Source organism: Runella zeae DSM 19591, assembly GCF_000423565.1.
GTDB classification, from domain to species: Bacteria; Bacteroidota; Bacteroidia; order Cytophagales; family Spirosomataceae; genus Runella; species Runella zeae.
On sequence record NZ_KE384038.1, the window covers coordinates 190,385 to 214,179 of the forward strand.

The window sequence follows — 23,795 nt, forward strand, 5'->3', positions numbered from 1 at the left end:
TGTAGATTTATGGCATCACTAAATACCTTTGGTTTTCGTCGTCAACGGAAGGCTGTTTGTCGCTAAGAAGAGGAGGAGATGCTTGCAAAATCTAACTTTTATAGTGAACTTTATGTTATATCCCAAAATTTAACCTTCTCTAACATGGCATTGTTTAACCTGAAAATCAATGGAAAAACTTACAAGGCGGATGTAGATGGCAATACGCCCTTGTTGTGGGTATTGCGTGATCACCTTGATTTGGTAGGAACCAAATACGGCTGCGGTATCGCTATGTGCGGTGCTTGTACGGTACACGTCAACGGAGAGGCTACGCGCTCATGCGTAATGCCAGTATCTTCTTTAGAAAATGCAACTATTACGACTGTAGAGGGGCTTTCAGAAACTGCAAGCCATCCTGTACAACAAGCTTGGGACGAAACCGACGTGCCTCAGTGTGGATACTGTCAAGCAGGACAAATGATGACAGCGGCGGCACTTTTGTCTAAAAATTCTAATCCTTCCGATAAAGACATTGAAGAAGCAATGGTAGGCAATATTTGCCGTTGTGGTACTTACCATCGGATTCATGATGCAGTAAAGTTGGCGGCTTCTAAAATGAAAAAATAATTTACTCCTAAACCATTCTAAATAGCAGACAAACGTCTGTACCATATACTATGAGCAATATTCAATCAAGAAGAAACTTCCTAAAATCTACCGCAGCAGCGGGAGGAGGTCTGGTGTTGGGGTTTAGTTGGTTAACAACCGAGGCTTTTCAACCCAAAGTATTAGGAAATACGGCAGCTGATGCCATAGATTTCAATGCCTATTTGTCGATTTCGCCTTCCGGAACAGTTACTATTTTTTCGCCCAATCCAGAAATTGGACAAGGCATCAAGACGGCTTTTCCTATCATTGTGGCCGAAGAATTGGATGCTGATTGGGAAAAAGTAAAGGTAGAACAATCTCCCCTTGATACTAAAAAATTTGAGCGTCAGCTTACTGGTGGTAGCGGTGCGATTCGCCACTCTTGGGAGCGTTTGCGAAAAGCCGGAGCTACGGCACGGGTGATGTTGATAGAAGCCGCCGCCAAACAGTGGAATGTTGCGGCAAGTGAGTGTAGTACCAATAAAGGGTTTGTGGTACATACATCTGGCAAAAAACTAAGCTATGGTGAACTCGCCACCGCTGCCGCTCAGATAGCTCCTCCCAAAGACGTAAAACTCAAATCCACGAAAGACTTTAGTCTGATTGGAAAATCAATTAAAGGTGTTGACAATAAAGATATTTTGAGTGGTAAAAGACTTTTTGGAATTGACTACAAACGTGAGGGAATGCTACATGCCATGATTCAGCGCCCACCTGCTTTTGGTCTAAAACTCAAGTCTTTTGATGCTACTGAAGCTAAAAAAATGCCGGGAGTAGTAGATGTAGTTTCGTTTGCAAACAAAGTGGCTGTGGTGGGCAAAACTACATGGGAGGTAATGCAAGCGCGCAAAGCAGTCAAAATAGAATGGGAAAAAGACAAAGACCTCGAAAGTTCTAGCGACCACGACCGTATTTTTAAGGAAATGCTCAGTAGCAGTACCCCCACCATACACCGTAAAGATGGTGATGTAGAAGCTGCTTTCAAAAATGCTTATAAAGTCATAGAAGCGGAATATCAGTGCCCTTTCTTGCCGCATAGCCCTATGGAGCCGATGAACTTCTTTGCTCACTACAAAGGGGATAGCATCGAAATGGCAGGCCCCAGCCAAACACCCGAAGCCGCTCAAAAGCAAGTGGCCAAACTACTCAATTTAGCTCCCGAAAAAGTAAGTATTGAGCTTACACGCATGGGAGGGGGCTTTGGCCGTCGCCTCAATACCGACTATGCCGTAGAAGCTGCCGAACTATCGAGTATTATCAAAGCCCCTGTGAAAGTAACTTGGTCACGCGAGGATGATATGACAGGGGGCATCTATCGCCCAGCGGTAAGGTATCGTTTCAAAGCTTCTATCGACAAAGCCGGAAATATCACAGGCTATATGCTACACGGAGCAAGTATCAACGCCGGCAATTCTACCCGCCCCGACAATTTTCCTTCTGGAGCAGTCGAAAACGTGTTGATTCAATCCAATGACCATAAATCCCCTATTACCACAGGCCCTTGGCGGGCTCCTATCACCAATTTCTTGGCTTATGCAGAGCAGGCGTTTTTAGATGAAGTAGCAATGGCGGGTGGCAAAGACCCCATACAGCTTCGTTTAGAACTGCTTGATAAAGCAGAACAAAAACCCGTAGGAAAGCTGACTTATGAACCCAATCGCTTTAGGGAAGTGATCAAACTAGCCGCCGAAAAGGCAGGGTGGAACAAAAAGAAAAAAGGCGTTTATCAAGGCTTTAGCGTGTATTTCTCTCATGCCTCGTATGTCGCACAAATTGCCGAAATGGCTGTAGTGAAAGGAAAACCTGTCTTGAAAAAAGTATACGCAGCGGTGGATTGTGGCATCGTAATCAACGAAAGCAGTGCTCGTAACCAAATCTTCGGCGCTGTAGTAGATGGATTGGGCCATGCTATGTATGGTAACATCACTTTCAAAGAAGGAGCACCGCAGCAAGACAATTTCAACAAATATCGCTTGATTAGGTACAACGAAGTCCCCGAAATCGAAGCGCACTTTGTGTATAATGGCATCGAACCTACCGGGCTAGGGGAGCCAGCATTGCCGCCTACGGGGGGAGCCATTGCCAATGCTATTTTCAAAAGCACTGGCAAGCGTCTCTACAATCAACCTTTTGTAGAACAAGGGGCTACAGTAGGCTAAAATCAACACGGAGAAGTTTGTTGTCAAACCAAGTTTTCCGTCTATTTTTGCAGTGAAATCAGGATTGAGCAAGAGAGACAAGGTAGAGACACCACAGGGGCGTATTTAAGACTTGTTTCTATTGCTCAATCCCCAATATTCACTACTCATCGCACGGGCGATCCCGTAAAAAAAAAATGGCTTCACAGTACGATTTGATAATTATCGGTAGCGGGCCAGGCGGCTATGTAGCTGCCATCCGCGCTTCACAATTAGGTCTCAAAACCGCCATTGTAGAAAGAGAAAGCCTTGGTGGTATTTGTTTGAATTGGGGATGTATTCCTACCAAAGCATTACTGAAAAGCGCACAAGTGTTTCAGTATATCAACCACGCCAAAGATTATGGTATTACGGTCGGCGAAGCATCAGCCGATTTCGGAGCGGTCATCAAACGTAGCCGCGATGTAGCCAATGGCATGAGCAAGGGTGTTAATTTTTTGATGAAGAAAAACAAAATCGACATCATTGAAGGAAATGGCCGTGTGAAGCCAGGCAAAAAAGTAGAAGTGGAAAAAGACGGTAAAAAAACAGAATACACCGCCAACCACGTCATGATTGCTACTGGTGGACGTGCTCGTCAGTTGCCCAATGTGCCCATTGACGGTACCAAGGTGATTGAATACCGCAAAGCAATGTCGCTCGAAAAACAACCTAAATCTTTGTTAGTGATTGGCTCGGGTGCTATTGGTGTTGAGTTTGCGTACGTGTATGCAAGCATGGGTACCAAAGTAACGATTGTAGAGTTTATGCCAAATGTAGTGCCAGTGGAAGATGAAGAAATCTCAAAAGAATTGGCAAAACAGTATAAGAAATTGGGCATTGAGATACATGTCAATTCTAGCGTCGAAAAAGTAGATACTTCGGGTGCAGGTTGTGTATCGACCGTAAAAACTCCTTCTGGCGAAATCAAAATTGAATCTGATGTGGTACTTTCGGCAGCAGGTGTAGTAGCCAATATCGAAAACATCGGCTTGGAAGAAACAGGTATTAAAGTCGAAAAAGGTAAAATCGTCACGGATGATTATTATCAGACCAACGTACCGGGTTATTATGCAATTGGCGATGTCACCAAAGGTCAAGCCTTGGCGCACGTAGCCTCAGCCGAAGGCATTATTTGTGTTGAAAAGATAGCTGGTCTAAAAGTTCATCCTTTAAATTATAACAATATCCCAGGCTGTACTTATTGTACGCCAGAGATAGCCTCGGTAGGTTATACTGAAAAAGCGGCTAAAGAAGCAGGTTATGAAGTAAAAGTAGGTAAATTCCCCTTCTCCGCATCGGGCAAAGCCAAAGCTGCTGGCGCACCCGAAGGCTTCGTAAAAGTAATCTTTGATGCTAAGTATGGCGAATGGTTGGGGGCTCATATGATTGGTACCAATGTCACCGAAATGATTGCCGAAGTAGTCGTAGCTCGAAATCTAGAGACGACAGGCCACGAAATCGTCAAGTCGGTACATCCACACCCAACTATGTCGGAGGCTATTATGGAAGCCGCCGCCGCTGCTTATGGTGAAGTGATTCATTTGTAGTATTGATACAACTCCTCAAAAAGCCCTTAACTCCCTGATTAAGGGCTTTTTTTGTGATATATTTTGCAATATTTATACCGCTTATCCGTTTTGGTTTGCGTATTTATTTCGCAAATTGCATCTTCGAGCCAAATCCCATTAAATTATGAGTCGAGCCTTCCAATATAGTTTTTTGATTAGTGTTTGTTCCTTGTTTTTCGCGCGTTGCACTTCTGAAAAAGAAAAACAACCAGTGACCGCTGGCCCAGTATATACTTTGGTTTTTATGGATAAGACCCAAAGTGTAAATGTCAATAAAGCTTTTGTAGCTCAAAAGTATCAGCAGATACTGACGGATTTGGTAGAACAAAATATCCGCCAAAAAGGAGATAAGCTAGAAGTATATTTTATTCATGAAAACACCCAAAAAGCCAAAGCACTTTCCCTGACTTGTCGTACAGAGATTGATGATGTGAGCCACATGAATGCCACTGACCGCGAAGCCGCTGAAACTACCGCTGACTTAGCTATTCAACGCGAACGCATGGTGTTTTTAAAACAACTTATTGCCAAACTAGGTATTCAGAATGTGGGAGCTTCGCAACGTCAGACCGATATTTGGGCTAGTTTGCCCGTAATCAACAAAGCCGCCGAATCAGGTGCAGAAGTAAAGGTGTATTATTTGAGTGATATGATTGAAAGTATGAAAGGAGCTAATCGCCGTGATTTTCATAACACTCCCCCACAAGACAACGCTCAGGCCGAAACTTGGGCCAAAGAAGACGCTAAGCAAATGCAGCAATATGGCCTAAGTGCCGCCGAAGTCAAAATTGCATTGCCTTTTGAACCCACAAGCAGTACCAAAGAAAATAATCCTACTGTGACTACCTATTGGACTACCTTATTACAAGAATTGGGAGCTGGTTCGGTTGAAGAATTATAAACTAAACTTTTATAGTTAATTGAATAGTTTTCGCCATCCCCAAAGCAATACTCCCAATAAGAGAACAAAAATCACGAGAACGTATTCAAATTTGAGGTACGAAAATACCACGATACGCGTGCGATCTACAATCCACATGAGGGCGATTGTGGCAAAAATCATCAAAACCAACGCACTCAGTTTCTGGAAGCCAGGAATATAATCAAACGAAATAACATTCCGTCGAATCAACCACAATGTCAGAAACATTGAAAAAAATGGGAGAATTTGGGTGTAAATATTGAAATCAAAAATGCTTCGACGCTCAAATAAAAACAGATATATATTGAGTGTCACCGAAAAAATCCCAGGAATACAAGCCAAATAAATCAAAAAAGTGTAGAAATAATTCCACGGGGATAAATGCCCTTCATTTTTGCCCAAAATACCAGCCAGAAAAGCCATAAAGGGTAAAAGCGCAAAATAAATGAGCACCCAATCTGGGCGCTCGCCTATGCGGTCAAAAAACTGCTGTAAAGTCATTATTTTAATTTGAAAAAATAGCTTAACAACTATCTGTAAAACAAGCCCTTCCACAGTTTAAATTAAACTAGGAAGGGCTTGTTTTATATCATCTAATTAAAAAATATCAGTTAACCCGCCACCTGCATTTTTTTGCTGTGGTGTAAGTTTATAGTTGGGATTAGAGATGCGATTTGGGTCGCTTACTTCAAACTCTCCTCCTTTGATTTGATTGGCAAAAGTTTCAAGGCGAGCATAAGCGCGTTCGTCGTTGGGATTGAAATCTTTGACAATGCTATCCAAATCCCGGATATTGGCTTGGGTAGTGGCGATGTCGCTGGCGATTTGTCCAGAAATCACTTCCAAAGCATAATCTAGCTGCCAATCTTGACTTTGTCCCAGTACCTTGCGAGCGCGGGTAGTGGCGTTGTTGGCGGCTGCCATAGCTCTTGATTCTGTTTTTAGGAGATTGATACTGGTTGCAAAATCTTTGAGCTTTTCGTCAAAAGCATGACCATATACTACTAGTTTACGATCAAGCTTTGCAAACACATTGGCGCGTGACCCAAAAGTATCTACCAAACGACGGTAAGTCTCAGCCTCCGATACCGCGCGATTCCCGTCGCCAATAGCAGTGTTAAGTTTGGCTTCAAGTTCTACAAAATCATCCGTTTCGCGAGCATTTTCACCTCCTTTTTCAACCATTTTATCCAATTTCGATTTCAAAGATTTGGCTTCTTCTTGGCAATACACTACCTTTTGACTGGCATCTTTTGCTAGTTTTTCGGCTTTGACGGCTTCTTGCTTCATCTGAATTTTGCAAGCATTGATTTCGGCTTTTACCTTTTCAAACTGCTGACGCGAGTCTTTCATTTTGTCGAGTTGGTCGTCAAGTTCAGCAAAGGGGTCTACTTTAATCAAAAACTTATGTAAACTGCGTACAATACGACGAAATACTTTGATAATTAAAGGAGAAAGCATAAATCCTAGTAATACCGCCCCCACTATAATCATTGCTTGAAGGAGCTTGATGCCTAGCGTTACGACTCCTACCAATAGCTGCGTGAGTAACGGTAATACTACCGTAATAAAACCATAGCCTACGGCAAGCAGCAACACGATACCTACAAGGTAGGCTAATGTTTTTTCGCCCTTTTTCCAGTTTGCCATATTTTGGGGCAATACCTTCAATTTATTCTCACCGCCTTCTAAGTGTTTAAGAATGGGCAGATCACTCAGTTTGGTTAAAGCTTGATTGTTTTCCATGATTAGAAAATAAATAAGGTTAAAAATACTATCTATTGTTGAAATAAACCTTCATTTTCAGTGCTTTCAGCCACAGATTGCGATTATACAATTTTTGACTGGCTTTTTAGCATTTTTAGATGGTTAATTCTTACTAGCTGTTGTTATACTAAGTACTCAATTTGTTTTCTCTTTGTCTTGGGGATGAGCCTCCGCTTGCTTAGCCATTTTTTGGACCAGATTTTTTATTCTTTTATGTGTCTCTTTCGAAAACAACTTCACCGTATCTTTCTGAGCTATGGTAGGAAGCGCTTCCTTAGTTTCAGGCTCAGGAGCAATAGGAGAGGCTGAGGCAATACTTTCCGATTCGTTTTCTGAATCTACCACTATCGCATCATCAGTCGCTGTGGAAGAAGTGATAACTTCTGTTTCTTGTTGGTGGTACATATAAGCTATCACACTGCCACTTATTCCTAAGATTAGTAGTAAAATGAGCACTTTTGAAAAAGTCGATAATTGGGACCAAAAGCCTTTAGCGTGTGGTGGATTCATCTTGGTTAATGATTGTTAATAAAGATATAAAACGATATTATGTATTACTCACAAAGATAAAGATACTAAAGGCAATATGTATAAAGAAATTTGATAGTATTAAATGCTTAGTAATCAGTGTTTTGATTGTATTTTTGTTTTAAACAATTCAAAAATACACGCTACGATTCACTCCCAATCAAAGATTTTTATGGAAGGTTGGGGGAGTTTAAGAAGTGTTTTTTTTGATTAGGACTGGTATATTTTGAAAATTAAAAATAAACAAACAATCTATATGCCTTTGTGGGCGTTAATCGGTCACGATATTTCATAATTTATTACACAAAACACGCTCTACAACCATGAAACGAGTACTTTTGGGCTTTGTGCTCCTTTTGACTTTACAAGCAAATGCACAGTTTAACAGTAAATTTATTTTTGTTGGAATAAGGGGAGGAGCCAATTTCTCCCAACTTCAAACTGAAGGATTGAGCATTACGCGGCCTGGGGCTTCTACGGTAGATTTTTTTAAGAACAACTCAGCCAATCGCACAGGTTATGTTTTGGGGCTATACACTCGTATAGGTCGTAAAGTATTTATTCAGCCTGAGGTATTGTTTTCATCCAAAGGTGGGACTTTCGAAATTTTTAAAAATGGAAGTACCTCACCGGTCAATGTAGATGTTAAGTTTAGTCAAATTGACATCCCTGTCTTACTTGGGTTCAAACTAGGCCCGCTTCGCTTCAATGCAGGCCCTATGGCCTCTCTAAACGTAGCTCAAGGAGATAAGTTGGGAGATGCCTTGAGAGATTATACTTCACAAAATATCAACAAAACGATTGAGCAAGCTACGTTTGGGTATCAGGCGGGGATAGGGCTTGATATCCGTTCCTTTAATATTGATTTGCGTTATGAAGGAGGCTTTTCGAATATTTCGCAACTAAACCTTCAAAACAATGCTCAATTCAACAGCAAAGTATCACTGTGGCAGTTGACAGCGGGTTTTGTCCTTTTCTAAGCATACAAAACAGCCACTCTCAATCGAAGAGTGGCTGTTTACAACAATTAACCCACTAAAAAGCTTGTCTTTAATATCTTTAGGCGCAATTAACTAATGGCGCTAGTATTCCGTTTACTTCTCGAATCCTACGTCGCGAAATAGCCACTTCTCTCCCCCCTTTTAATTTGAGCGAACGCTCATCTTCGCAAAACTCCTGCAAATACTTGAGGTTGATAATCCAGGATTTATGTACTCGTACAAATTGCTGCTCATCCAGAATCCCTATGTAGCTTTTCAAAGTTTTGGAAACTAAGTATCTTTTGCCATCTTGAGTATAGAGATAAGCGTAATTGCCACATCCCTCTAAGCATACCAACTGTTCTGTAGGAATAATCACCTGACGATTGCCGTTGGGGATGATAATGCTATGCAGAGGTTGAGTTTCAACAGTATTGTTTGAAGAAAAGGCGTTGAGTAAAGGGTGCGTGTTCATGATGCTTGTCATTTAGAGTTGAAAAAAGTAGATTTATTCAAATCGACGTGACAAACTTAATATAAAAAAAAATGCTTACACAACACGTATTTTTACGTATTTGTTTGTAATGTATTGATATTGAATTTATTATGTTTTTGTGGTTAGGTGTAAATCAGTACTACCACTTGATAAAACACGTAGAAATACCTATATAGAAAAACCCCATTTTTAGGCTCAAAAATGGGGTTTAACTTTTTTGTTTATAAAAAAACTATTCTTTAGGTGCCATAGAATTTGAGAGTTTAGCTTTATTGGCAGCTCTTACAATCATGTAAATAACCCACATAGTTAGCAAAAATTGAATAATTACGTTTAAGAAGCTACCATATCTGACAGCCACTTCTGCTACGCCAGCGGCAGGGTCTGCTGCTTTAAGTACTATTTTGAGCGCAGAGAAATCTACTCCGCCAATAATCAAACCTAGAATAGGGTTGAGAATGTCGTCCATAAGGGCAGTTACTACTTTTCCAAAGGCAGCGCCCGTCAGCACACCCACGGCCAAATCAAGCACATTACCTTGGGCAATAAAGGTTTTGAATTCTTTGAGCATAACGTATAAAAGGTAAGGGTGAATTAATAAAATGATTTGTAAAAGAAAAGATATTTGTTCATAAAAACAATTACCATTTATACAAAAAGCCAAAATTGATAGATTGTGCTATTTGCATTTTTGCAATTTGGTCTTGGTCATAGATAGCAATGAGACCCAAATTGACATTGAAATATTTGGCAAACTTGGCCGTCAGTTGCGCATCTAGGCGATTATCAATCGCAGCTAAGTCTTTGATATTGGCAAAGGCTTGGTAGCGCCATTTGAAGTTGACATCTTTGGCGATATCTTTGTCAAAGTTCATTACTAACTGCATCAAGGCTACTTCATTTCTGAGGGCTTTACCTCTATCTACTCCATAATTTGAAAATTTGTATTCAGGATTAAGCCGGTCGACATCTAAGTAAAGGTTTTTATTTCCTAAAATCGTTTGACGAACAGCACCTGGGGAAAATTGCATATTGAAATATTTCTGAGGTTTCCATTCTAAGCCAATTGCTTCCGTGATATAAGCGGGTGTAAAAAAGCCTGAAATGAAGGGGCGACGTGCATCTTTATAGTCGCGCCCATTGGCGATTTGTGACAAAAAGTTTAGGTTTGCAAAGAAAAGCCACTTTGAGTTTGTGCCTAGTTTACGCCCGTATTTAGAATCAAAAAATAACCGATCTAAGCTTTTGAGAAAAGCATCTTCTTTGTTGCTGATAGCCCCTAGCTGAAACTGGAAATCATTGACCCAATTGTTACGGTCTTTGGTATATTCAGCCTTGGTATTGAAATATACACCTAAAGAGATATTAGTGATACCACCGCCTTGCCAACTGCCGCTAAAAGTACCTTGGCTTAAATTGAGCCCAAACTGTGAGCTTTTTTTCCAACTTGTGTCTTTAACTGCCTCTTGAGCTATAGACATAAACGTATTTGCTAAAGCAAAAAGGGTAACTAAAACAAAAGTCCACTTTTTCATAGGGATTGATATTTATGGTTGTGAAAATAGAACCCGACCAGAAACCATGTTCATCGGGTAATAACACCAAAGGTTTTAAGACCTTTGAGATTAATTATCAAAGACTGTTATTTTTTTAGATTGAATTACTTGAAGCGGAAATACTGTTTGAGAGTCTACGGTTTGAAGGGTTATAGAGGTATTATCTATGTGTACTATTCGGCCTTTTATTTCGTCTATTTGGATTGTTTGACCTAACTGGAACCGACTAGAATTATAAAAAGAAGCTAACAAATTTGCCAAAACGTCGCGAGAAGCAAAGCCATATCCTACCGAAAATGCAAGAATAATGCCTCCAATGATGAGGTTGAAACTAGACTCCAGGAGCTCTGTATTGATACCTGCTTGTCCTAGAGCGCTGATAAGTGTTATGACTGAAAAGAAGGTAAAAACAATACTACCTATAAGTTTGGCTGAGGGGACATTGAAAGACTTACAAATGGATACTACTGCATTTTTGAGTGTCTCTGCTACCAAGACGCCAATTTGTAGCATGATAGCAGCTACGATTAGCTGAGGTACAAAGTTTACTAATTTTTCTACTAAGCCAGTAATAGCGCCCACTCCTAATGTACGAGTAGCGTCCGTAATAAAGCCTAGCATGATAAAATAATAGAGTACCTTCGAAACTATTTGACTTAGTTTTATTTCTGTTTGTAACTGTTTGACAATACTTATTTCATTGAGTTTTTCGCCAATTCGGTCAAACCCAATTTTTTCTAATACTTTTTTGAGAATAATCGAGATGCCTTTAGCTACTAAATATCCTATTAAAAGGATAAAAGCCGCAAAAATGAATCTTGGGACAAAATCAACAAATTGGTTTATGAGTTTCGTTAGAGTACTTATCAAAACTTCGGTCAGATTGGGAAGTTCTTTCATTCAATGTCTGATTTGGGGGTTGAGTCCGTTGAATTTAAAGGGTTATTCATAGTTGCTGCCGAACCAGCTACGTTGAAAAAATGGCCTACAAACAAAGTTACTAGTTCTAAGGTATTACGTACAGTATCAATTTCAGATACGAGGGCTCTTTTGAGAGACTCAGGAACTTTGTCGTCGGGATCTATATCAAAAAAGACCTCATTCATTTTTTTAGTGAGAATGATTTAGCCACCACTTGATGAGAATTGCTATTTGACTTGCTAATAAAACTACCAAAACAATAGTTTCTAGATAGCGTTTTTTGAGTTTCTCTTTTGTTCTTTTTAATCGCATTTTGACTGCGCTTTCTGTGAAACCAAAAGTGTCAGCAATGTCACGGATACTAAAACCATCCTGATATTTCATTAATAAAATAGTTCTTTCGTCATGAGATAATACCTCCAAAGCTTTTTTTAATTTTTTTGCTTCTAATTCAATATCATCAAATTCCTCTGGCTCATCGGCTATATCAATTGTCTCATCTAATTCGTCTTCTGCTTGCTTTTTATGCACCCGTAATTGGTCCATACAATAGTTGTAAGTGATTGAAAAAAGCCAAGTTGAAAACTTTGAACTTTCATTAAAGGTGCCTACTCGTAAAATAAGCTTTAAAAAAATATCATGTGTAAAATCTTCTGCTTTAGCTTGGTCTTTTACGAAAGAAAGACATTTCCGATAAACTTTATCCGCATAACGTTCATATAGTTCTTCAAAAAAAGTATTACGTTGGGTATCGACGTATAAACGCACCAACTGTTCGTCGGTGTAGTGGCTCAGTCCAATTGAGTGTACAGACATTGTGACGCGTAATGAGGTTTATAGTAACAAAGTAGACCAGAAAAAAATGAAATTTTTACAAAATATCTGTATGTTAGTTAATTGCTGCCGTAAACAACACGTAAAGAAAGTGTTTTTAAAGAATATAGATATAAAAAAACCCCAGAAATTAATTTTCAGGGGTTTTGAAAGGTTAATATTGAGATACATTAAGCGCCGATAGCCACGTGCTTGAATGTTTTTATAGTAAGACCTTTTTGAGTTTTGTCGAGCAACTGTGCGATAGTCAAAGAACCATCTTTGATAAACTCTTGGTTGAGCAAAGTGCTCTCTTTGTAGAATTTATTAAGACGACCAAGTGCAATCTTTTCGAGCATTGCTTCGGCCTTGCCTTCGTTACGAGCTAGTTCTTTTCCGATTTCGATTTCGCGCTCGATTGTAGCGGCATCTACATCATCTTTGTCGAGAGCGATAGGTTTCATGGCCGCGATTTGCATCGCTACATCTTTTCCAACTTCTGACAAATCAGTGCCATTAGCACCCATGAAGGCTACTAATACGCCACGTTTGTTGTTTGAGTGAACGTAAGAGCTTATTACATCACCACTTACGTTTTCATAAGATACCAATTCAAGTTTCTCGCCAATTTTACCAATCAGCTCAGTGATTTGGGCTTGAAGAGTTTGACCGTCTGCTTGCACAGTAGCCAAGAGAGTTTCTTTATCAGGAGCATTGGTTGCTACGGCTTGGCTCATGATATTCATTGCCAAGTTTTGGAAGCTTTCTACTTTAGATACAGGTTCAGTTTCGCATGCCAAGCCTACGATTTTGCCGTTAGTACCATCAGCGCTTACATGAACTAATACTAAACCTTCCGATACCACGTTGTCGGCACGTTTAGCTGCTACTTTTTGGCCTTGTTTACGGAGAATATCAATTGCTTGTTCAAAATCACCATCGGCTTCGGTGAGGGCTTTTTTACAATCCATCATACCTGCACCAGTCATTTGGCGAAGTTTGTTAACATCTGCTGCTGTGATAGCCATTTGTTTAAAGTTTAATTATTTAGTTTAATCAAGATGAGTACAATGTATTGAGTTACAATGGAATCAGAAGTGGTAAAACTACACAATACCTTTGGTTGAAACTCAAATACTTATTTTATGAAATCGTTAAACGGAAAAGCCCATAGCATTTAGAAGGCTACGGGCTATCCGATAAGAGGACGGCCGCTGCCGACCGTCGCGCCGAAGCGGGATTGAGTGCTTATTCCTCGTCAGCGGCTTCTACAGCTGCTTGAGGAGTCTCAACTTCTTCACCTAAGTCTTCTGAGCGTTTGGCGTCTTCTTCTTCTGCAAGGCGGGCATCGTCACGCTCTTGTTTGCGCTCAAGCAATCCTTCTTCGATTGCTTTTCCGATAGCCAACGTAATGAGAGAAATAGACTTGTAAGCATCGTCATTGGCAGGGATTACAAAATCTACCTCGTTGGGGTTAGAGTTTGTATCACACATTGCAATGACAGGGATGTTCAGACGTTTTGCTTCGGCTACTGCGATGTGCTCACGTTTTACGTCAACTACAAACAATGCGGCTGGCAAACGAGTCAAATCAGCAACACCACCAAGCAAACGCTCCAATTTATCTTTTTCGCGGCCTTTGATAAGGCGCTCACGTTTTGCGATATTATTTGCAGTAGCTTCATCACCCAACAATTTCTCCAATCCTTGCATTTTTTTCAATGACTTACGGATTGTGGCGAAGTTGGTCAACATTCCACCCAACCAACGTTCTGTAACGAATGGCATCTTCAAACGACGCGCTTCTTCTGATACGATTTCTTGGGCTTGCTTCTTCGTCGCTACAAACATCACTTTACGGCCTGAGCGAACTACGCTTTTTACGTAGTGGCAAGCTTCGTCAAGTGAGGCAACTGTTTTATTAAGGTCAATGATATGGATTCCGTTTTTCTCCATGAAGATATACGGTGCCATACGTGGATCCCATTTGCGGGTTAAGTGACCAAAGTGTACGCCTGCATCCAACAGGTCTTTGTACTCTAATTGTGCCATTTTTTGTGTTAAAATGAAAATTGTAAATAATTAAACAATACGCAGCACCGCGCGACGGACACTGTAAGCGCAGTCTGGACGTGGTTAATTTAATTTGAAAAATATTAACGTTTTGAGAACTGGAAGCGACGGCGAGCTTTAGCGCGTCCGTATTTCTTACGTTCTACCATGCGAGCGTCACGCGTCAAGAAACCTTCTTTTTTCAATGCTGGGCGGAAATCGTTATTGATTTCGCACAAAGCACGCGCAATCGCCATACGAGTGGCTTCGGCTTGGCCTCTGATTCCACCACCACGAACATTCACTTTGATGTCGTAGTTTGCTACTACGTTGACGGTCGTTAAAGGTTGCTTCAAAATGATTTGAAGCGTTTCTACTGGAAAATACTCAGCAAATTCGCGGCCGTTAACCTTGATTTCGCCTTGTCCGGCAGATACATAAACGCGGGCTACTGAAGTTTTTCTTCTACCTACTGTGTTCGTAACTTCCATGATTAAAATTTAATTTCTTTCGGTTGTTGAGCCGCATGCGGGTGCTCAGCACCAGCGTACACGTGCAAATTTGTAAAAATGCTACGACCTAAACGGTTTTTAGGTAACATACCTTTTACTGCCATTTCTATCACTTTGTGAGGTTGTTTAGCTAAAACTTCACGAGGAGTGGCAAAACGTTGACCACCAGGGTGACCTGTGTGACGTACGTATTCTTTGTCTGTCATCTTTTTGCCCGTCAAACGAATTTTGTCGGCATTGATGACAATCACGTTGTCTCCGCAGTCTACGTGCGGGGTGAAAGACGGCTTGTGCTTACCGCGCAAAATTTTGGCAATTTGGCTAGCCAAACGACCCAAAATTTCACCGTTTGCATCTACCACTACCCACTCCTTTTGTACGGTAGCAGAGTTAGCCGAAACGGTTTTGTAACTGAGTGTATCCACTTTAGTTATTACTTTTTTCGTTGAAAATCAATTAATTAACTATATAAACGGGCATTTTGAGGCGAAAATCGGACTGCAAATATAGCGGTTTGGTTTTTGAATAGCAAAATGATTCTGAAAATTAAATTATTACTAAATATTTCTTTATTCTTGCAGTCAGGAAAGGAATACCTTACCCACACCCAATCGTGTTCTTAAAACTATCATTTCACCAATAAAATTTTATGCCTCAATTTGATTTTCTAGTCATAGGTTCTGGGATTGCAGGCCTAAGCTATGCCGCCAAATTAGCTCGGCATTTTGATGCACGCAAAGAGAATGTCTCCATTGCAGTGATTACAAAAGTACAGGCAGACGAAACCAATACTAAATACGCCCAAGGAGGAATAGCAGCGGTGTGGTCGGAGGAAGATTCTTTCGAAAAACATATCGAAGATACTATGGTGGCAGGAGGTGGTATCAGCAAACGCCACATTGTGGAGATTGTGGTCAAAGAAGCTCCTGAGCGTATTATGGAGCTGATTTCGTATGGGACTCGTTTTGACAAAGAAGCCGACGGAGACTATGATTTGGCCAAAGAAGGAGGCCACTCTGACCATCGTATCTTACATTTTAAAGATGCAACAGGTGCCGAAATCGAGAGGGCTTTGTTGGACGAAGTGAAGAGGCACAAGTCTATCCAAATCTTTACGCATTATTTTGCGGTAGATTTGATTACGCAGCATCATTTGGGCGAAACGGTCTATCGACATCGCGACGATATTAAGTGTTTTGGCGCTTATGTACTTGATACCAAAACGGGTAAAGTCGAAAAGTTTTTGGCCAAAACTACCATGTTGGCCACGGGCGGAATCGGAAATATTTACCAAAATACCACCAATCCGCGCATTGCTACCGGCGACGGTATTGCGATGGCGTATCGTGCCAAAGGAGTTTGTGACAATATGGAGTTTATTCAGTTTCACCCTACGGCGCTTTATCAACCCGGTAAAAAACCCAATTTTTTGATTTCGGAGGCTGTGCGTGGTTTTGGGGGAATTTTGCGAAACAAAAAAGGGGAAACTTTCATGGAGCATTACGACCCACGTTTGTCGCTTGCTCCTCGCGATATTGTAGCGCGTTCGATTGACTCCGAAATGAAAAAGTATGGAGATGAATGCGTGTATATCGATGTCACTCATTGCGACTACGAGAAGTTTATTGAGCATTTTCCCAATATTACGGCCTATTGTAAAGAGAATTTAGGGATTGATATTCGTAAAGATTATATCCCCGTCGTGCCAGCGCAGCATTATATGTGCGGAGGAATCAAGGTTAATGAGTTTGGACAAACCAACATTTTCTTCTTGTATGCTACTGGCGAATGTGCTTGTACGGGCCTTCATGGAGCCAATCGCCTTGCTTCTAACTCGCTTTTGGAAGCAGTAGTATTTGCACACCGAGCTTTCCTAAAAACCATTGAAAATCTGCCCGATGCCCATATCCCAGACAACGTACCCGAATGGAACGACGAAGGTACGACGCATCCAGAGGAAGCGATTTTGGTAACCGAAATGACCAAGGAGTTGGAAGCTATCATGTCAAACTACGTCGGCATTGTCCGTACCAATCGCCGTTTGAAACGCGCCCATGACCGTGTAGAATTGATTTATAAAGAACACGAAGAGCTCTATTGGCAGTCGAAGGTGTCGGTGCCGATTATGGAGCTTCGCAACATGATTAATGTGTCTTATTTGGTACTCAAAATGGCGATGGCTCGCCGTGAAAATGTGGGGCTACATTACAATTTAGATAATGTGAAGAAGTAATAAAGCAGAATAAAACGAGACTTTCCAAGTTTTTCTAGACTTGGAAAGTCTCGTTTTGTAAAATACTTAACATTTGCAAAACACGGATTTTACTATTTTTGGGTGTTTATCAACAAACACCCTTTTTTTATTATTACTAAACCCTTTTTCATGAAAAAAACATCCGAACTCCGCCTGATGGTTTGGGGTGCTACTGCTGCTTTCTCCACTTATGCTTGTATGTATGCTTTTCGCAAAGGAATCACCGCCGCTACTTTTGAAGGAATGGTTTTTTGGGGGATTGATTACAAAATTTGGCTCATTACGTTGCAAGTGTTGGGGTATGCGCTCTCTAAGCTTATCGGTATCAAGGTAGTATCGGAGATGAAACCAGCCCAACGCGCCTTTTTTATTCTTTCTTTTATTGGGATTTCGGAGTTAGCTTTGCTAGGGTTTGCGCTCGTACCAGCGCCTTATAATATCCCCTTTTTGTTTTTGAATGGTTTGCCTTTGGGTATGGTGTATGGAACAGTCTTGGGCTTTTTGGAAGGACGTCGCCAAACCGACGCTTTGGTCGCAGGACTTACGGCTTCGTTTATTTTTGCTTCAGGTTTTGTAAAAACCATTGGCAAAATGCTGCTCAACGAAGGGGTGTCGGAGTTTTGGATGCCTTTTGTGACGGGCTTATTATTTGCCGTGCCGTTGGTGTTGGCGATTTGGGCTTTGGCCAAGCTCCCCGCACCCACTCTTGAAGACCAAGCCGAGCGTACCGAGCGCGCGCCCATGAATGCCGCCGAACGCTCCCGATTTATTCAAACTTTTTCGGTGGGGTTGGTACTGCTGATATGTTCGTACGTGTTACTATCGGCTTTCCGCGATTTTCGCGACAATTTTGCTCCTGAAATTTTGCGCGCCGCAGGGGTGGACAATCCCCTGATTTTTACGCAAACCGAAACCACGGTTTCGGTGTTTATCTTGGTGCTGATGGGCACGCTACGCTGGGTAAAAGACAATTGGCGAGCTTTTTATTTTATCAATGGACTGTTGATTGTGGGAGGTATTACGGTAGGGGTGAGTACTTGGCTTTTTCAGCAAGGAATGTTGTCGGCAGGAGTGTGGTTTACGTTGACAGGTGTGGGGCTTTATCTGGCGTATGTACCTTGTAATGGCCTTTACTTTGAACGTTTAGTGGCTTCTTTCAAATATGTCAGTACCGTAGGATTTGTGGTGACTTTGGCCGATTGGTGGGGGTATTTGGGAAGTGTACTGGTATTGCTTTACAAAAACTTCGGTCAGCCCAATATCAGTTTTCTTGATTTCTTTATCTACGGAGGTTATATTTTAGCGGTGTTTTATGTCATCTTGGTCGTGATTTCGTTTGGGTATTTTCGGAAGAAGTATGTAAGTTTACAATAAAACTACGCAATGACATGACTATCACACTGAATACCATTTTGAAGGAAATACAAGACGTTCCAGTAGATAAATTGGAAGATGTGTATGAATATGTACATTCTTTGACACCCCACAAAAAAAACAGTCGATTACGTAAAAAGATACTCTCTTTTGCAGGAGCCTTTAGTGATATGTCGGAAGAAAGCTACCAAGAGTTTGCATCAGAGGTACAGAAAAGTCGCAAAGAGTTGTTTGACAGGCCTAACTTATTACGAGGTTCTTATTAAGTGCGTAAATAGTGATGAAAAATTTCACTCTTCTGAAGCCCCAGCCTAAAGACGTGAGGTTTTAGGAAATACAAAATATAATAACTTAGCACACTTACTTGGCTAATCGTTATCTCAAAGCCACAAGAATTGCGGCTGTCATTCAAGCTGATTTACGAAAAAAAGGCACTGTGATTGGGCATACTGATACACTTATTGCGGGTATTGCTATTGCCAATGATTTACAGCTCATTACTAACAACACCAACCACTTTCAAAGGATTAACGAGCTTAGTATTGATAATTGGACTCGTTAAATTTGTACAGAACTACCATGAAGCCAAAACAAATATTGGAGTTAGAGGATTATTGGGGGATTGAGATTTGGGCTGGTAATTATAGGATTGACTCTAACGGAGAAATAACTAATCTTACTTTAATTGATAAGCAGATTAGTGACCTTGATCCGATAAAAGAGTTAATATACTTGAAAGACCTTCGCTTACTTCATCATAAAATTACCGATATTTCTCCGTTGAGGAATTTGACTCGATTAGCTATTCTTGATTTAACTGGTAATCAAATAATTGATGTTAATCCACTAAAAAAATTAGATGAATTACAAATACTTTTTTTGACTAATAATCAGATAAGTGATATTAGGCCGTTACGGAATCTAATCGAAAGAGGTATTCAAGTAAAGTATTCGAGTAAAAATGACGCGTATTGCATCAACTTCTTCAATAACCCTCTTCCTCCCGCTCTCATCGAAGCCATCCACCAAGGCAATAAAGCCGTCCTAGACTATTTAGACAACCTCGAAAAAGAAGAATCTAAAGGCACTCGTCCTCTCAACGAAGCGAAAATGGTCATCATCGGCGAGCCAGATGCGGGAAAAACGACGTTGATGAACTACTTGCTAGGAAAGCCTTTTACTGAAACTAAAACGACACAGGGGATTAGGATAGAACCGTGGGAAATTGCGGACGAGTCAGGAATGCCCTACCGAATTAATATTTGGGATTTTGGAGGGCAAGAAATTCAAAGTACGGTTCATAAGTTCTTTTTAACCCAAGAAACGTTGTACGTGGTCGTCCTCAATGCCCGTAAAGACGAACAGCCCGACAAATATTTAGAACAAATTCGTAGCTATGCGCCCAATTCTCCCGTGATTATCGTCATCAATCGTATGGATGAAAACAACGGAAGTATTGATGAATCACGCCTCCGAGCCGAATATAGAACTGAGACGGGCGAAAGTATGATACGGGATGTTTATAAAACTTCCATTCGTAAAGTACACGAACAGAATGACCCATTTTTTTTGCCTGCGGTGCGAGCGTTAGAGGCTAGTATCATTCGCGAATTGCTCCTGATGCCAAACATTCGCCAAATTGTCCCCCAAAACTATTTTGAGGTAAAAAACTATTTAGAAAGCCGCTTTTTCAAAGATGAGCCCTACATTACCTATGAGCGTTATGAAGCCATTTGTCGTGAGAAAAACCTAGAAAAAGAGTCGGACGAAAGCCTACTGATGATTTTAGATCGACTGGGGACCGTACGTTATTTTGATAAACTAAGCTTAAATCACTTACAAATCCTGAATCCTGAATGGCTGAGTGACGGGGTGTATCGTATTCTTACTTCCGAATACACTCACCAACGAAATGGGGTCATTTCGGAGAAAGATTTTAATCGAATTTTGTACAAAACCGACGCTCATACCTTCCAATACCCCAAGCAACATTATGGGTATTTGATTGAAATGATTCGCCGATTTTATTTGGGCTACGTCAATCCCGATACGCACGAAATTTTTATTCCTCAAGCCTTTCAGAGCGATTATCCCATTGGATTTCAGCCCGAGGATTTTAAAAAAGAGGCATTACATTTCTTTTTTCGGTACGAAACTCACATTCCAGCAGGAGCTATCAGCAGTTTTATTGCACGCACTTTCGGTCAAGTCCGTGGGCATTTTTACTGGCAAAAAGGCATTGTGATTGAGCGAAACGAAGCCGACGAAATCCAAACCGCGTTGGTCATGCAAACGGATACTCGAAACCGCATTGATATTTGGGTACAAGGCACGCATCGTCGGGAGTTTTTTATCGAAATCAGACAACTATTTCGGGAGTTTCACGAACGCTATCCTGGACTAAAAGTAGATGAAATGATTGGGCTCGATACTCGTTATGATACGTCTGTCAAGTATCGGGTATTGATAGCTCAAAAACACAAAGGCAAAATCGAATACACTGACGAAGAAGGAAATGACTACAACATCGATCGCCTACTCGGGATGTTTGAGACACAGGATGATACAAAAAAAGTGATTCAGCAAACATTCAACATTAATGGAAATTACTACGAAATACATGGGGCAAATAAAGTTATTATTCAACAAGCCGGTGAGATTGCAGAAGAATTTGAAAATATCAAGCGAGAACTAACTGAAGCAAATCAAGCACAAATTCAATCACTAATTGATTTGCTTGCCGAACTCCAGAAAGCAGAAAGTCTCAAGAAAGCCAAAGGCGTATTGGCTCAATTGAAAGAAACGGCCAAAAACTTACCCAAAATAGCCAGCGAAGAAGCCGTAAAATGGGCAACCAAAACGGCCTTAGACGGTGTATCGTTTAAAGAAAAGTTTGATTCATTACAACAAAGAATAGTAAATTTGCTCCAAGACAATAGCTTTCAGGACTTTATAAAACCTGATAATTGGGGATAAACACGTATGAATTTTCCTATCAGCGAGACCGATTTACGATTAATGCTTCGTACGGGCGAAGACACCTTCACTCAGTTTAAAACCGAAGTCAAAAACGCCGAAAGTTTAGCGGAAGAAATGGTAGCATTTGCCAACGGAAAAGGTGGCTATATCCTAATCGGTATTGCCGAAGATGCCCACGGAGCTGGAAAAGTGGTAGGAGTAGAAAACTTAAAATCCCTCAACAATCATATTTCAAACACAGCCTCCGAAAACTGTATTCCTGCACTCTTCCCCCAAAGCCAAACTTTGCTTGTTGATGACAAGCCTGTCGTGGTCATTTACATTGAAGAGGGCAACCAAAAGCCCTACCGAACCAAATCGGGCAAGTATCTCATGCGAGCGGGAGCCGACAAACGTAGCGTATCGCAGGAAGAGTTGTCGAGGATGTTTCAAGCGAGTGGCTCGTATCACATTGAAGAGTTGGCCATTCGAGGCGCTGCCATTGATACCGAATTGGACCGAATCAAACTGTATGAATATTTCGAGGCGCAGCACGAAGGGAAATCGGTTTCAGCCCATTTAGAAGAAACCCAACAGCATTTTGAGACCTTTCTGAATAACTTGGGAATTGCTCAAAAGCAGCAACTCAACCTCGTCGGTTTGTTATTTTTTGGTAAAAATCCGCAACGTTTCCGACCAGTATTGGAGGTAAAATGTGTTAGTTTTTTTGGTAACGAACTAGGCGATACGACTTATCGTTCGAGCACCGACATTGGTGGCGGATTAGACCGTCAGTTTGATCAAAGTTTGGCATTTATTATGATCAATTTGCACAAACAACAACCCCAAGGAGCCAGCTTCAACAGTCAAGGTATGCTGGAAATCTCCAAAGTAGCGTTAGAAGAAGCACTCGTAAATGCGCTTATTCACCGCGATTATGGAAAAACCAGCCCCATCAGGGTATTTGTTTTCCAAAATCGCGTCGAAATTGTTAGTCCTGGCGCCCTTCCTAATCATCTCACCGTGGAGCAAATAAAAAATGGGAATGCAGTACCCCGCAATCCCATCTTGTTGAGTTATGCTACCAAACTGCTGCCTTACCGTGGCTTAGGCTCGGGCATCAGCCGAATTTTAAAAGAACACCCTGCTACTGAATTTGTGAATGATGCAGAAGGACAACAATTCAAGGTGGTGATGCAGCGTCCTTAATTACGCCATTACTCCCTCGACAAAAACTTCTCAATCTGCTCGGAAGTCAGGTACACTTTTCCTGAGCGGGTTTTTATGTGTTCGCGGAAGGCATTTTTGATGGCATCACTCCATTTCATGTCGATTTCGCCGGGAGTGAATTTGTTTTCGCGGAGCATTTTATGACCAAATTCGTCTTGTAATGCAATAAACTCGGCCTGATTTACCACTTTCTCGGCCAAATGCGCAGGAATAAAAATCACGCCTTCAGGTTTTCCTAATACCAAATCACCTGGCAATACCGATGCCCGACCGATGCGAATAGGGCAGTTGATACAGGTCATGGTCATGTCTTTGATGGCCGACGGGTCGTAGCCACGCGTAAAACTTACAAAACCGTCAATAGCACTTAGACCTTCCAAGTCGCGCACGCCTGCGTCAAACACCACGCCCGTTTTGGATTTGGCATAAATGGAGTTGCCTAGGTTATCGCCAATGAGTGTTCCGTCGATGATTTTTCCGTAGCCATCAGCCACGTATACATCGTTGATTTGGAGGGCGTCGATAGGCCATGAGTTGGTGTTGCCTTTACGTCCTTCGGCCTTGCCTTTTTCCTTGATGGGTTTTTCCATGTCGGGACGGGCGGGCATGTATTGCGCCGTCAAGACACGGCCTACCAATGGTTTTTCGGGGTGAATGATTTGAAAATTACCTTCAAATTGGTTGTTGTAGCCATCTCCCCGCATGATTCCCCATGCTTCTTCGATAGAGACGTTGGCGAGCCTTTTTACAATTTCATCAGGAACTTTGGGACGGCCGTCAGGAAAACGCTCGCCCTTCCATTCCTGCGTATAAAACATGATAAGCTCTTTGGGGGCTTGAATCTGAGCGAATAAAGGTGAGGTGATAAAGGCTAGTACAAAAGCCGAGAAAATTTTTTTCATGATAGATTGAACTTGTTAAGGATTATATAGACAAAAGTCTGACAATTAACTTTTCTACACTTCTATCTTTTTCCAACGGTGAATTTTGAAATATTTTCAGAAAAAATTGACCTAATCTTGTGCCAAGATAAGATTAATCTTTAAATTATTCT

25 protein-coding genes are annotated in these 23,795 nt (G+C 41.2%); 11 read left to right on the forward strand and 14 right to left on the reverse strand.

Annotation, left to right across the window (positions count from 1 at the left end):
* The first annotated feature begins 144 nt into the window (after positions 1 to 144).
* The 4 genes from G563_RS0123580 to G563_RS0123595 all read left to right on the forward strand — a co-directional run bounded on the left by G563_RS0123580 (position 145) and on the right by G563_RS0123595 (position 5,279).
* On the forward strand, positions 145 to 609 hold the full coding sequence (locus G563_RS0123580; RefSeq protein WP_028667499.1) for a (2Fe-2S)-binding protein: 465 nt from the start codon (positions 145 to 147) through the stop codon (positions 607 to 609).
* A gap of 50 nt (positions 610 to 659) precedes the next feature.
* A complete protein-coding gene (locus tag G563_RS0123585) occupies positions 660 to 2,789 on the forward strand; it encodes a xanthine dehydrogenase family protein molybdopterin-binding subunit (protein ID WP_028667500.1) in 2,130 nt (709 codons plus the stop codon).
* 176 nt (positions 2,790 to 2,965) lie between these two features.
* Positions 2,966 to 4,357, forward strand: a complete 1,392-nt coding sequence (lpdA, locus tag G563_RS0123590) for a dihydrolipoyl dehydrogenase (protein WP_028667501.1) — start codon at positions 2,966 to 2,968, stop codon at positions 4,355 to 4,357.
* Between the two features lie 145 nt (positions 4,358 to 4,502).
* The gene (locus G563_RS0123595) at positions 4,503 to 5,279 is read left to right on the forward strand and encodes a hypothetical protein (protein ID WP_028667502.1); all 777 of its coding nucleotides are present in this window, start codon (positions 4,503 to 4,505) and stop codon (positions 5,277 to 5,279) included.
* A gap of 15 nt (positions 5,280 to 5,294) precedes the next feature.
* Here G563_RS0123595 and G563_RS0123600 read toward each other — a convergent pair whose 3' ends face one another.
* The 3 genes from G563_RS0123600 to G563_RS0123610 all read right to left on the reverse strand — a co-directional run bounded on the left by G563_RS0123600 (position 5,295) and on the right by G563_RS0123610 (position 7,577).
* Positions 5,295 to 5,801 (reverse strand): hypothetical protein, encoded by a 507-nt coding sequence (locus tag G563_RS0123600; RefSeq protein WP_028667503.1) that lies wholly within the window; start codon positions 5,799 to 5,801, stop codon positions 5,295 to 5,297.
* 96 nt (positions 5,802 to 5,897) lie between these two features.
* Positions 5,898 to 7,046: a hypothetical protein gene (locus G563_RS0123605; protein WP_028667504.1), complete on the reverse strand. Its 1,149-nt coding sequence runs from the start codon at positions 7,044 to 7,046 to the stop codon at positions 5,898 to 5,900.
* Positions 7,047 to 7,202: 156 nt separating this feature from the next.
* On the reverse strand, positions 7,203 to 7,577 hold the full coding sequence (locus G563_RS0123610; protein ID WP_028667505.1) for a hypothetical protein: 375 nt from the start codon (positions 7,575 to 7,577) through the stop codon (positions 7,203 to 7,205).
* Positions 7,578 to 7,918: 341 nt separating this feature from the next.
* Between G563_RS0123610 and G563_RS0123615 the strand changes: the two genes are divergently transcribed.
* Complete coding sequence (locus G563_RS0123615) at positions 7,919 to 8,575, forward strand: porin family protein (RefSeq protein ID WP_028667506.1); 657 nt, start codon at positions 7,919 to 7,921, stop codon at positions 8,573 to 8,575.
* Between the two features lie 79 nt (positions 8,576 to 8,654).
* Here G563_RS0123615 and G563_RS35660 read toward each other — a convergent pair whose 3' ends face one another.
* The 10 genes from G563_RS35660 to rplM all read right to left on the reverse strand — a co-directional run bounded on the left by G563_RS35660 (position 8,655) and on the right by rplM (position 15,350).
* A complete protein-coding gene (locus G563_RS35660) occupies positions 8,655 to 9,050 on the reverse strand; it encodes a LytR/AlgR family response regulator transcription factor (RefSeq protein ID WP_051211157.1) in 396 nt (131 codons plus the stop codon).
* A 253-nt stretch (positions 9,051 to 9,303) separates the two neighbouring features.
* Positions 9,304 to 9,642, reverse strand: coding sequence for a large conductance mechanosensitive channel protein MscL (mscL, locus tag G563_RS0123625; protein ID WP_028667507.1), 339 nt, complete (start codon positions 9,640 to 9,642; stop codon positions 9,304 to 9,306).
* A 70-nt stretch (positions 9,643 to 9,712) separates the two neighbouring features.
* Complete coding sequence (locus G563_RS0123630) at positions 9,713 to 10,552, reverse strand: DUF3078 domain-containing protein (protein ID WP_229598556.1); 840 nt, start codon at positions 10,550 to 10,552, stop codon at positions 9,713 to 9,715.
* A gap of 144 nt (positions 10,553 to 10,696) precedes the next feature.
* The gene (locus G563_RS0123635; protein ID WP_028667509.1) at positions 10,697 to 11,527 is read right to left on the reverse strand and encodes a mechanosensitive ion channel family protein; all 831 of its coding nucleotides are present in this window, start codon (positions 11,525 to 11,527) and stop codon (positions 10,697 to 10,699) included.
* The gene (locus tag G563_RS0123640) at positions 11,524 to 11,733 is read right to left on the reverse strand and encodes a hypothetical protein (protein ID WP_028667510.1); all 210 of its coding nucleotides are present in this window, start codon (positions 11,731 to 11,733) and stop codon (positions 11,524 to 11,526) included. The genes G563_RS0123635 and G563_RS0123640 overlap by 4 nt, the downstream gene beginning before the upstream one ends.
* Positions 11,734 to 11,737: 4 nt before the next feature.
* Entirely contained in the window at positions 11,738 to 12,364 is a 627-nt protein-coding gene (locus tag G563_RS0123645; RefSeq protein WP_051211159.1) for an RNA polymerase sigma factor, read from the reverse strand.
* A 188-nt stretch (positions 12,365 to 12,552) separates the two neighbouring features.
* Positions 12,553 to 13,389, reverse strand: a complete 837-nt coding sequence (gene tsf / locus G563_RS0123650; RefSeq protein WP_028667512.1) for a translation elongation factor Ts — start codon at positions 13,387 to 13,389, stop codon at positions 12,553 to 12,555.
* Positions 13,390 to 13,609: 220 nt separating this feature from the next.
* Positions 13,610 to 14,413 (reverse strand): 30S ribosomal protein S2, encoded by an 804-nt coding sequence (gene rpsB, locus G563_RS0123655; RefSeq protein ID WP_028667513.1) that lies wholly within the window; start codon positions 14,411 to 14,413, stop codon positions 13,610 to 13,612.
* Positions 14,414 to 14,517: 104 nt separating this feature from the next.
* Positions 14,518 to 14,904 carry a 30S ribosomal protein S9 gene (rpsI, locus tag G563_RS0123660; RefSeq protein WP_028667514.1) on the reverse strand — a complete coding sequence of 129 codons (387 nt, stop codon included), beginning with the start codon at positions 14,902 to 14,904 and terminating at the stop codon, positions 14,518 to 14,520.
* 2 nt (positions 14,905 to 14,906) lie between these two features.
* Positions 14,907 to 15,350: a 50S ribosomal protein L13 gene (rplM, locus tag G563_RS0123665; protein WP_028667515.1), complete on the reverse strand. Its 444-nt coding sequence runs from the start codon at positions 15,348 to 15,350 to the stop codon at positions 14,907 to 14,909.
* Positions 15,351 to 15,574: 224 nt separating this feature from the next.
* Between rplM and nadB the strand changes: the two genes are divergently transcribed.
* From nadB to G563_RS0123695, 6 genes are all read left to right on the forward strand, one after another.
* On the forward strand, positions 15,575 to 17,158 hold the full coding sequence (gene nadB / locus G563_RS0123670) for an L-aspartate oxidase (RefSeq protein WP_028667516.1): 1,584 nt from the start codon (positions 15,575 to 15,577) through the stop codon (positions 17,156 to 17,158).
* 150 nt (positions 17,159 to 17,308) lie between these two features.
* Complete coding sequence (locus G563_RS0123675) at positions 17,309 to 18,553, forward strand: DUF5690 family protein (protein WP_028667517.1); 1,245 nt, start codon at positions 17,309 to 17,311, stop codon at positions 18,551 to 18,553.
* A gap of 14 nt (positions 18,554 to 18,567) precedes the next feature.
* Positions 18,568 to 18,819 carry a hypothetical protein gene (locus tag G563_RS0123680; RefSeq protein ID WP_028667518.1) on the forward strand — a complete coding sequence of 84 codons (252 nt, stop codon included), beginning with the start codon at positions 18,568 to 18,570 and terminating at the stop codon, positions 18,817 to 18,819.
* 98 nt (positions 18,820 to 18,917) lie between these two features.
* Entirely contained in the window at positions 18,918 to 19,115 is a 198-nt protein-coding gene (locus tag G563_RS35665; RefSeq protein WP_037327965.1) for a PIN domain-containing protein, read from the forward strand.
* Positions 19,116 to 19,132: 17 nt separating this feature from the next.
* A complete protein-coding gene (locus G563_RS0123690) occupies positions 19,133 to 21,529 on the forward strand; it encodes a COR domain-containing protein (protein ID WP_028667519.1) in 2,397 nt (798 codons plus the stop codon).
* Positions 21,530 to 21,535: 6 nt separating this feature from the next.
* A complete protein-coding gene (locus tag G563_RS0123695) occupies positions 21,536 to 22,720 on the forward strand; it encodes an RNA/DNA-binding domain-containing protein (protein ID WP_037327969.1) in 1,185 nt (394 codons plus the stop codon).
* Between the two features lie 8 nt (positions 22,721 to 22,728).
* On the opposite strand, the gene G563_RS0123700 is transcribed toward G563_RS0123695, so the two are convergent.
* Positions 22,729 to 23,643, reverse strand: a complete 915-nt coding sequence (locus tag G563_RS0123700) for an RraA family protein (RefSeq protein ID WP_028667521.1) — start codon at positions 23,641 to 23,643, stop codon at positions 22,729 to 22,731.
* Positions 23,644 to 23,795: the final 152 nt, after the last annotated feature.

What these genes read in the sequence shown, in the direction of transcription:
- G563_RS0123585 (WP_028667500.1), top strand. Translation starts at nt 660, where the DNA reads ATGAGCAATATTCAATCAAGAAGAAACTTCCTAAAATCTACCGCAGCA.
- lpdA (WP_028667501.1), top strand. Translation starts at nt 2,966, where the DNA reads ATGGCTTCACAGTACGATTTGATAATTATCGGTAGCGGGCCAGGCGGC.
- G563_RS35660 (WP_051211157.1), bottom strand. Translation starts at nt 9,050, where the DNA reads ATGAACACGCACCCTTTACTCAACGCCTTTTCTTCAAACAATACTGTT.
- G563_RS0123615 (WP_028667506.1), top strand. Translation starts at nt 7,919, where the DNA reads ATGAAACGAGTACTTTTGGGCTTTGTGCTCCTTTTGACTTTACAAGCA.
- G563_RS0123675 (WP_028667517.1), top strand. Translation starts at nt 17,309, where the DNA reads ATGAAAAAAACATCCGAACTCCGCCTGATGGTTTGGGGTGCTACTGCT.
- G563_RS0123610 (WP_028667505.1), bottom strand. Translation starts at nt 7,577, where the DNA reads ATGAATCCACCACACGCTAAAGGCTTTTGGTCCCAATTATCGACTTTT.
- G563_RS0123690 (WP_028667519.1), top strand. Translation starts at nt 19,133, where the DNA reads ATGAAGCCAAAACAAATATTGGAGTTAGAGGATTATTGGGGGATTGAG.
- G563_RS0123595 (WP_028667502.1), top strand. Translation starts at nt 4,503, where the DNA reads ATGAGTCGAGCCTTCCAATATAGTTTTTTGATTAGTGTTTGTTCCTTG.
- G563_RS0123680 (WP_028667518.1), top strand. Translation starts at nt 18,568, where the DNA reads ATGACTATCACACTGAATACCATTTTGAAGGAAATACAAGACGTTCCA.
- G563_RS0123700 (WP_028667521.1), bottom strand. Translation starts at nt 23,643, where the DNA reads ATGAAAAAAATTTTCTCGGCTTTTGTACTAGCCTTTATCACCTCACCT.
- G563_RS0123645 (WP_051211159.1), bottom strand. Translation starts at nt 12,364, where the DNA reads ATGTCTGTACACTCAATTGGACTGAGCCACTACACCGACGAACAGTTG.
- tsf (WP_028667512.1), bottom strand. Translation starts at nt 13,389, where the DNA reads ATGGCTATCACAGCAGCAGATGTTAACAAACTTCGCCAAATGACTGGT.
- G563_RS0123580 (WP_028667499.1), top strand. Translation starts at nt 145, where the DNA reads ATGGCATTGTTTAACCTGAAAATCAATGGAAAAACTTACAAGGCGGAT.
- G563_RS0123640 (WP_028667510.1), bottom strand. Translation starts at nt 11,733, where the DNA reads ATGAATGAGGTCTTTTTTGATATAGATCCCGACGACAAAGTTCCTGAG.
- mscL (WP_028667507.1), bottom strand. Translation starts at nt 9,642, where the DNA reads ATGCTCAAAGAATTCAAAACCTTTATTGCCCAAGGTAATGTGCTTGAT.
- G563_RS0123600 (WP_028667503.1), bottom strand. Translation starts at nt 5,801, where the DNA reads ATGACTTTACAGCAGTTTTTTGACCGCATAGGCGAGCGCCCAGATTGG.
- G563_RS0123605 (WP_028667504.1), bottom strand. Translation starts at nt 7,046, where the DNA reads ATGGAAAACAATCAAGCTTTAACCAAACTGAGTGATCTGCCCATTCTT.
- rpsI (WP_028667514.1), bottom strand. Translation starts at nt 14,904, where the DNA reads ATGGAAGTTACGAACACAGTAGGTAGAAGAAAAACTTCAGTAGCCCGC.
- G563_RS0123695 (WP_037327969.1), top strand. Translation starts at nt 21,536, where the DNA reads ATGAATTTTCCTATCAGCGAGACCGATTTACGATTAATGCTTCGTACG.
- G563_RS0123630 (WP_229598556.1), bottom strand. Translation starts at nt 10,552, where the DNA reads ATGTCTATAGCTCAAGAGGCAGTTAAAGACACAAGTTGGAAAAAAAGC.
- G563_RS0123635 (WP_028667509.1), bottom strand. Translation starts at nt 11,527, where the DNA reads ATGAAAGAACTTCCCAATCTGACCGAAGTTTTGATAAGTACTCTAACG.
- rpsB (WP_028667513.1), bottom strand. Translation starts at nt 14,413, where the DNA reads ATGGCACAATTAGAGTACAAAGACCTGTTGGATGCAGGCGTACACTTT.
- nadB (WP_028667516.1), top strand. Translation starts at nt 15,575, where the DNA reads ATGCCTCAATTTGATTTTCTAGTCATAGGTTCTGGGATTGCAGGCCTA.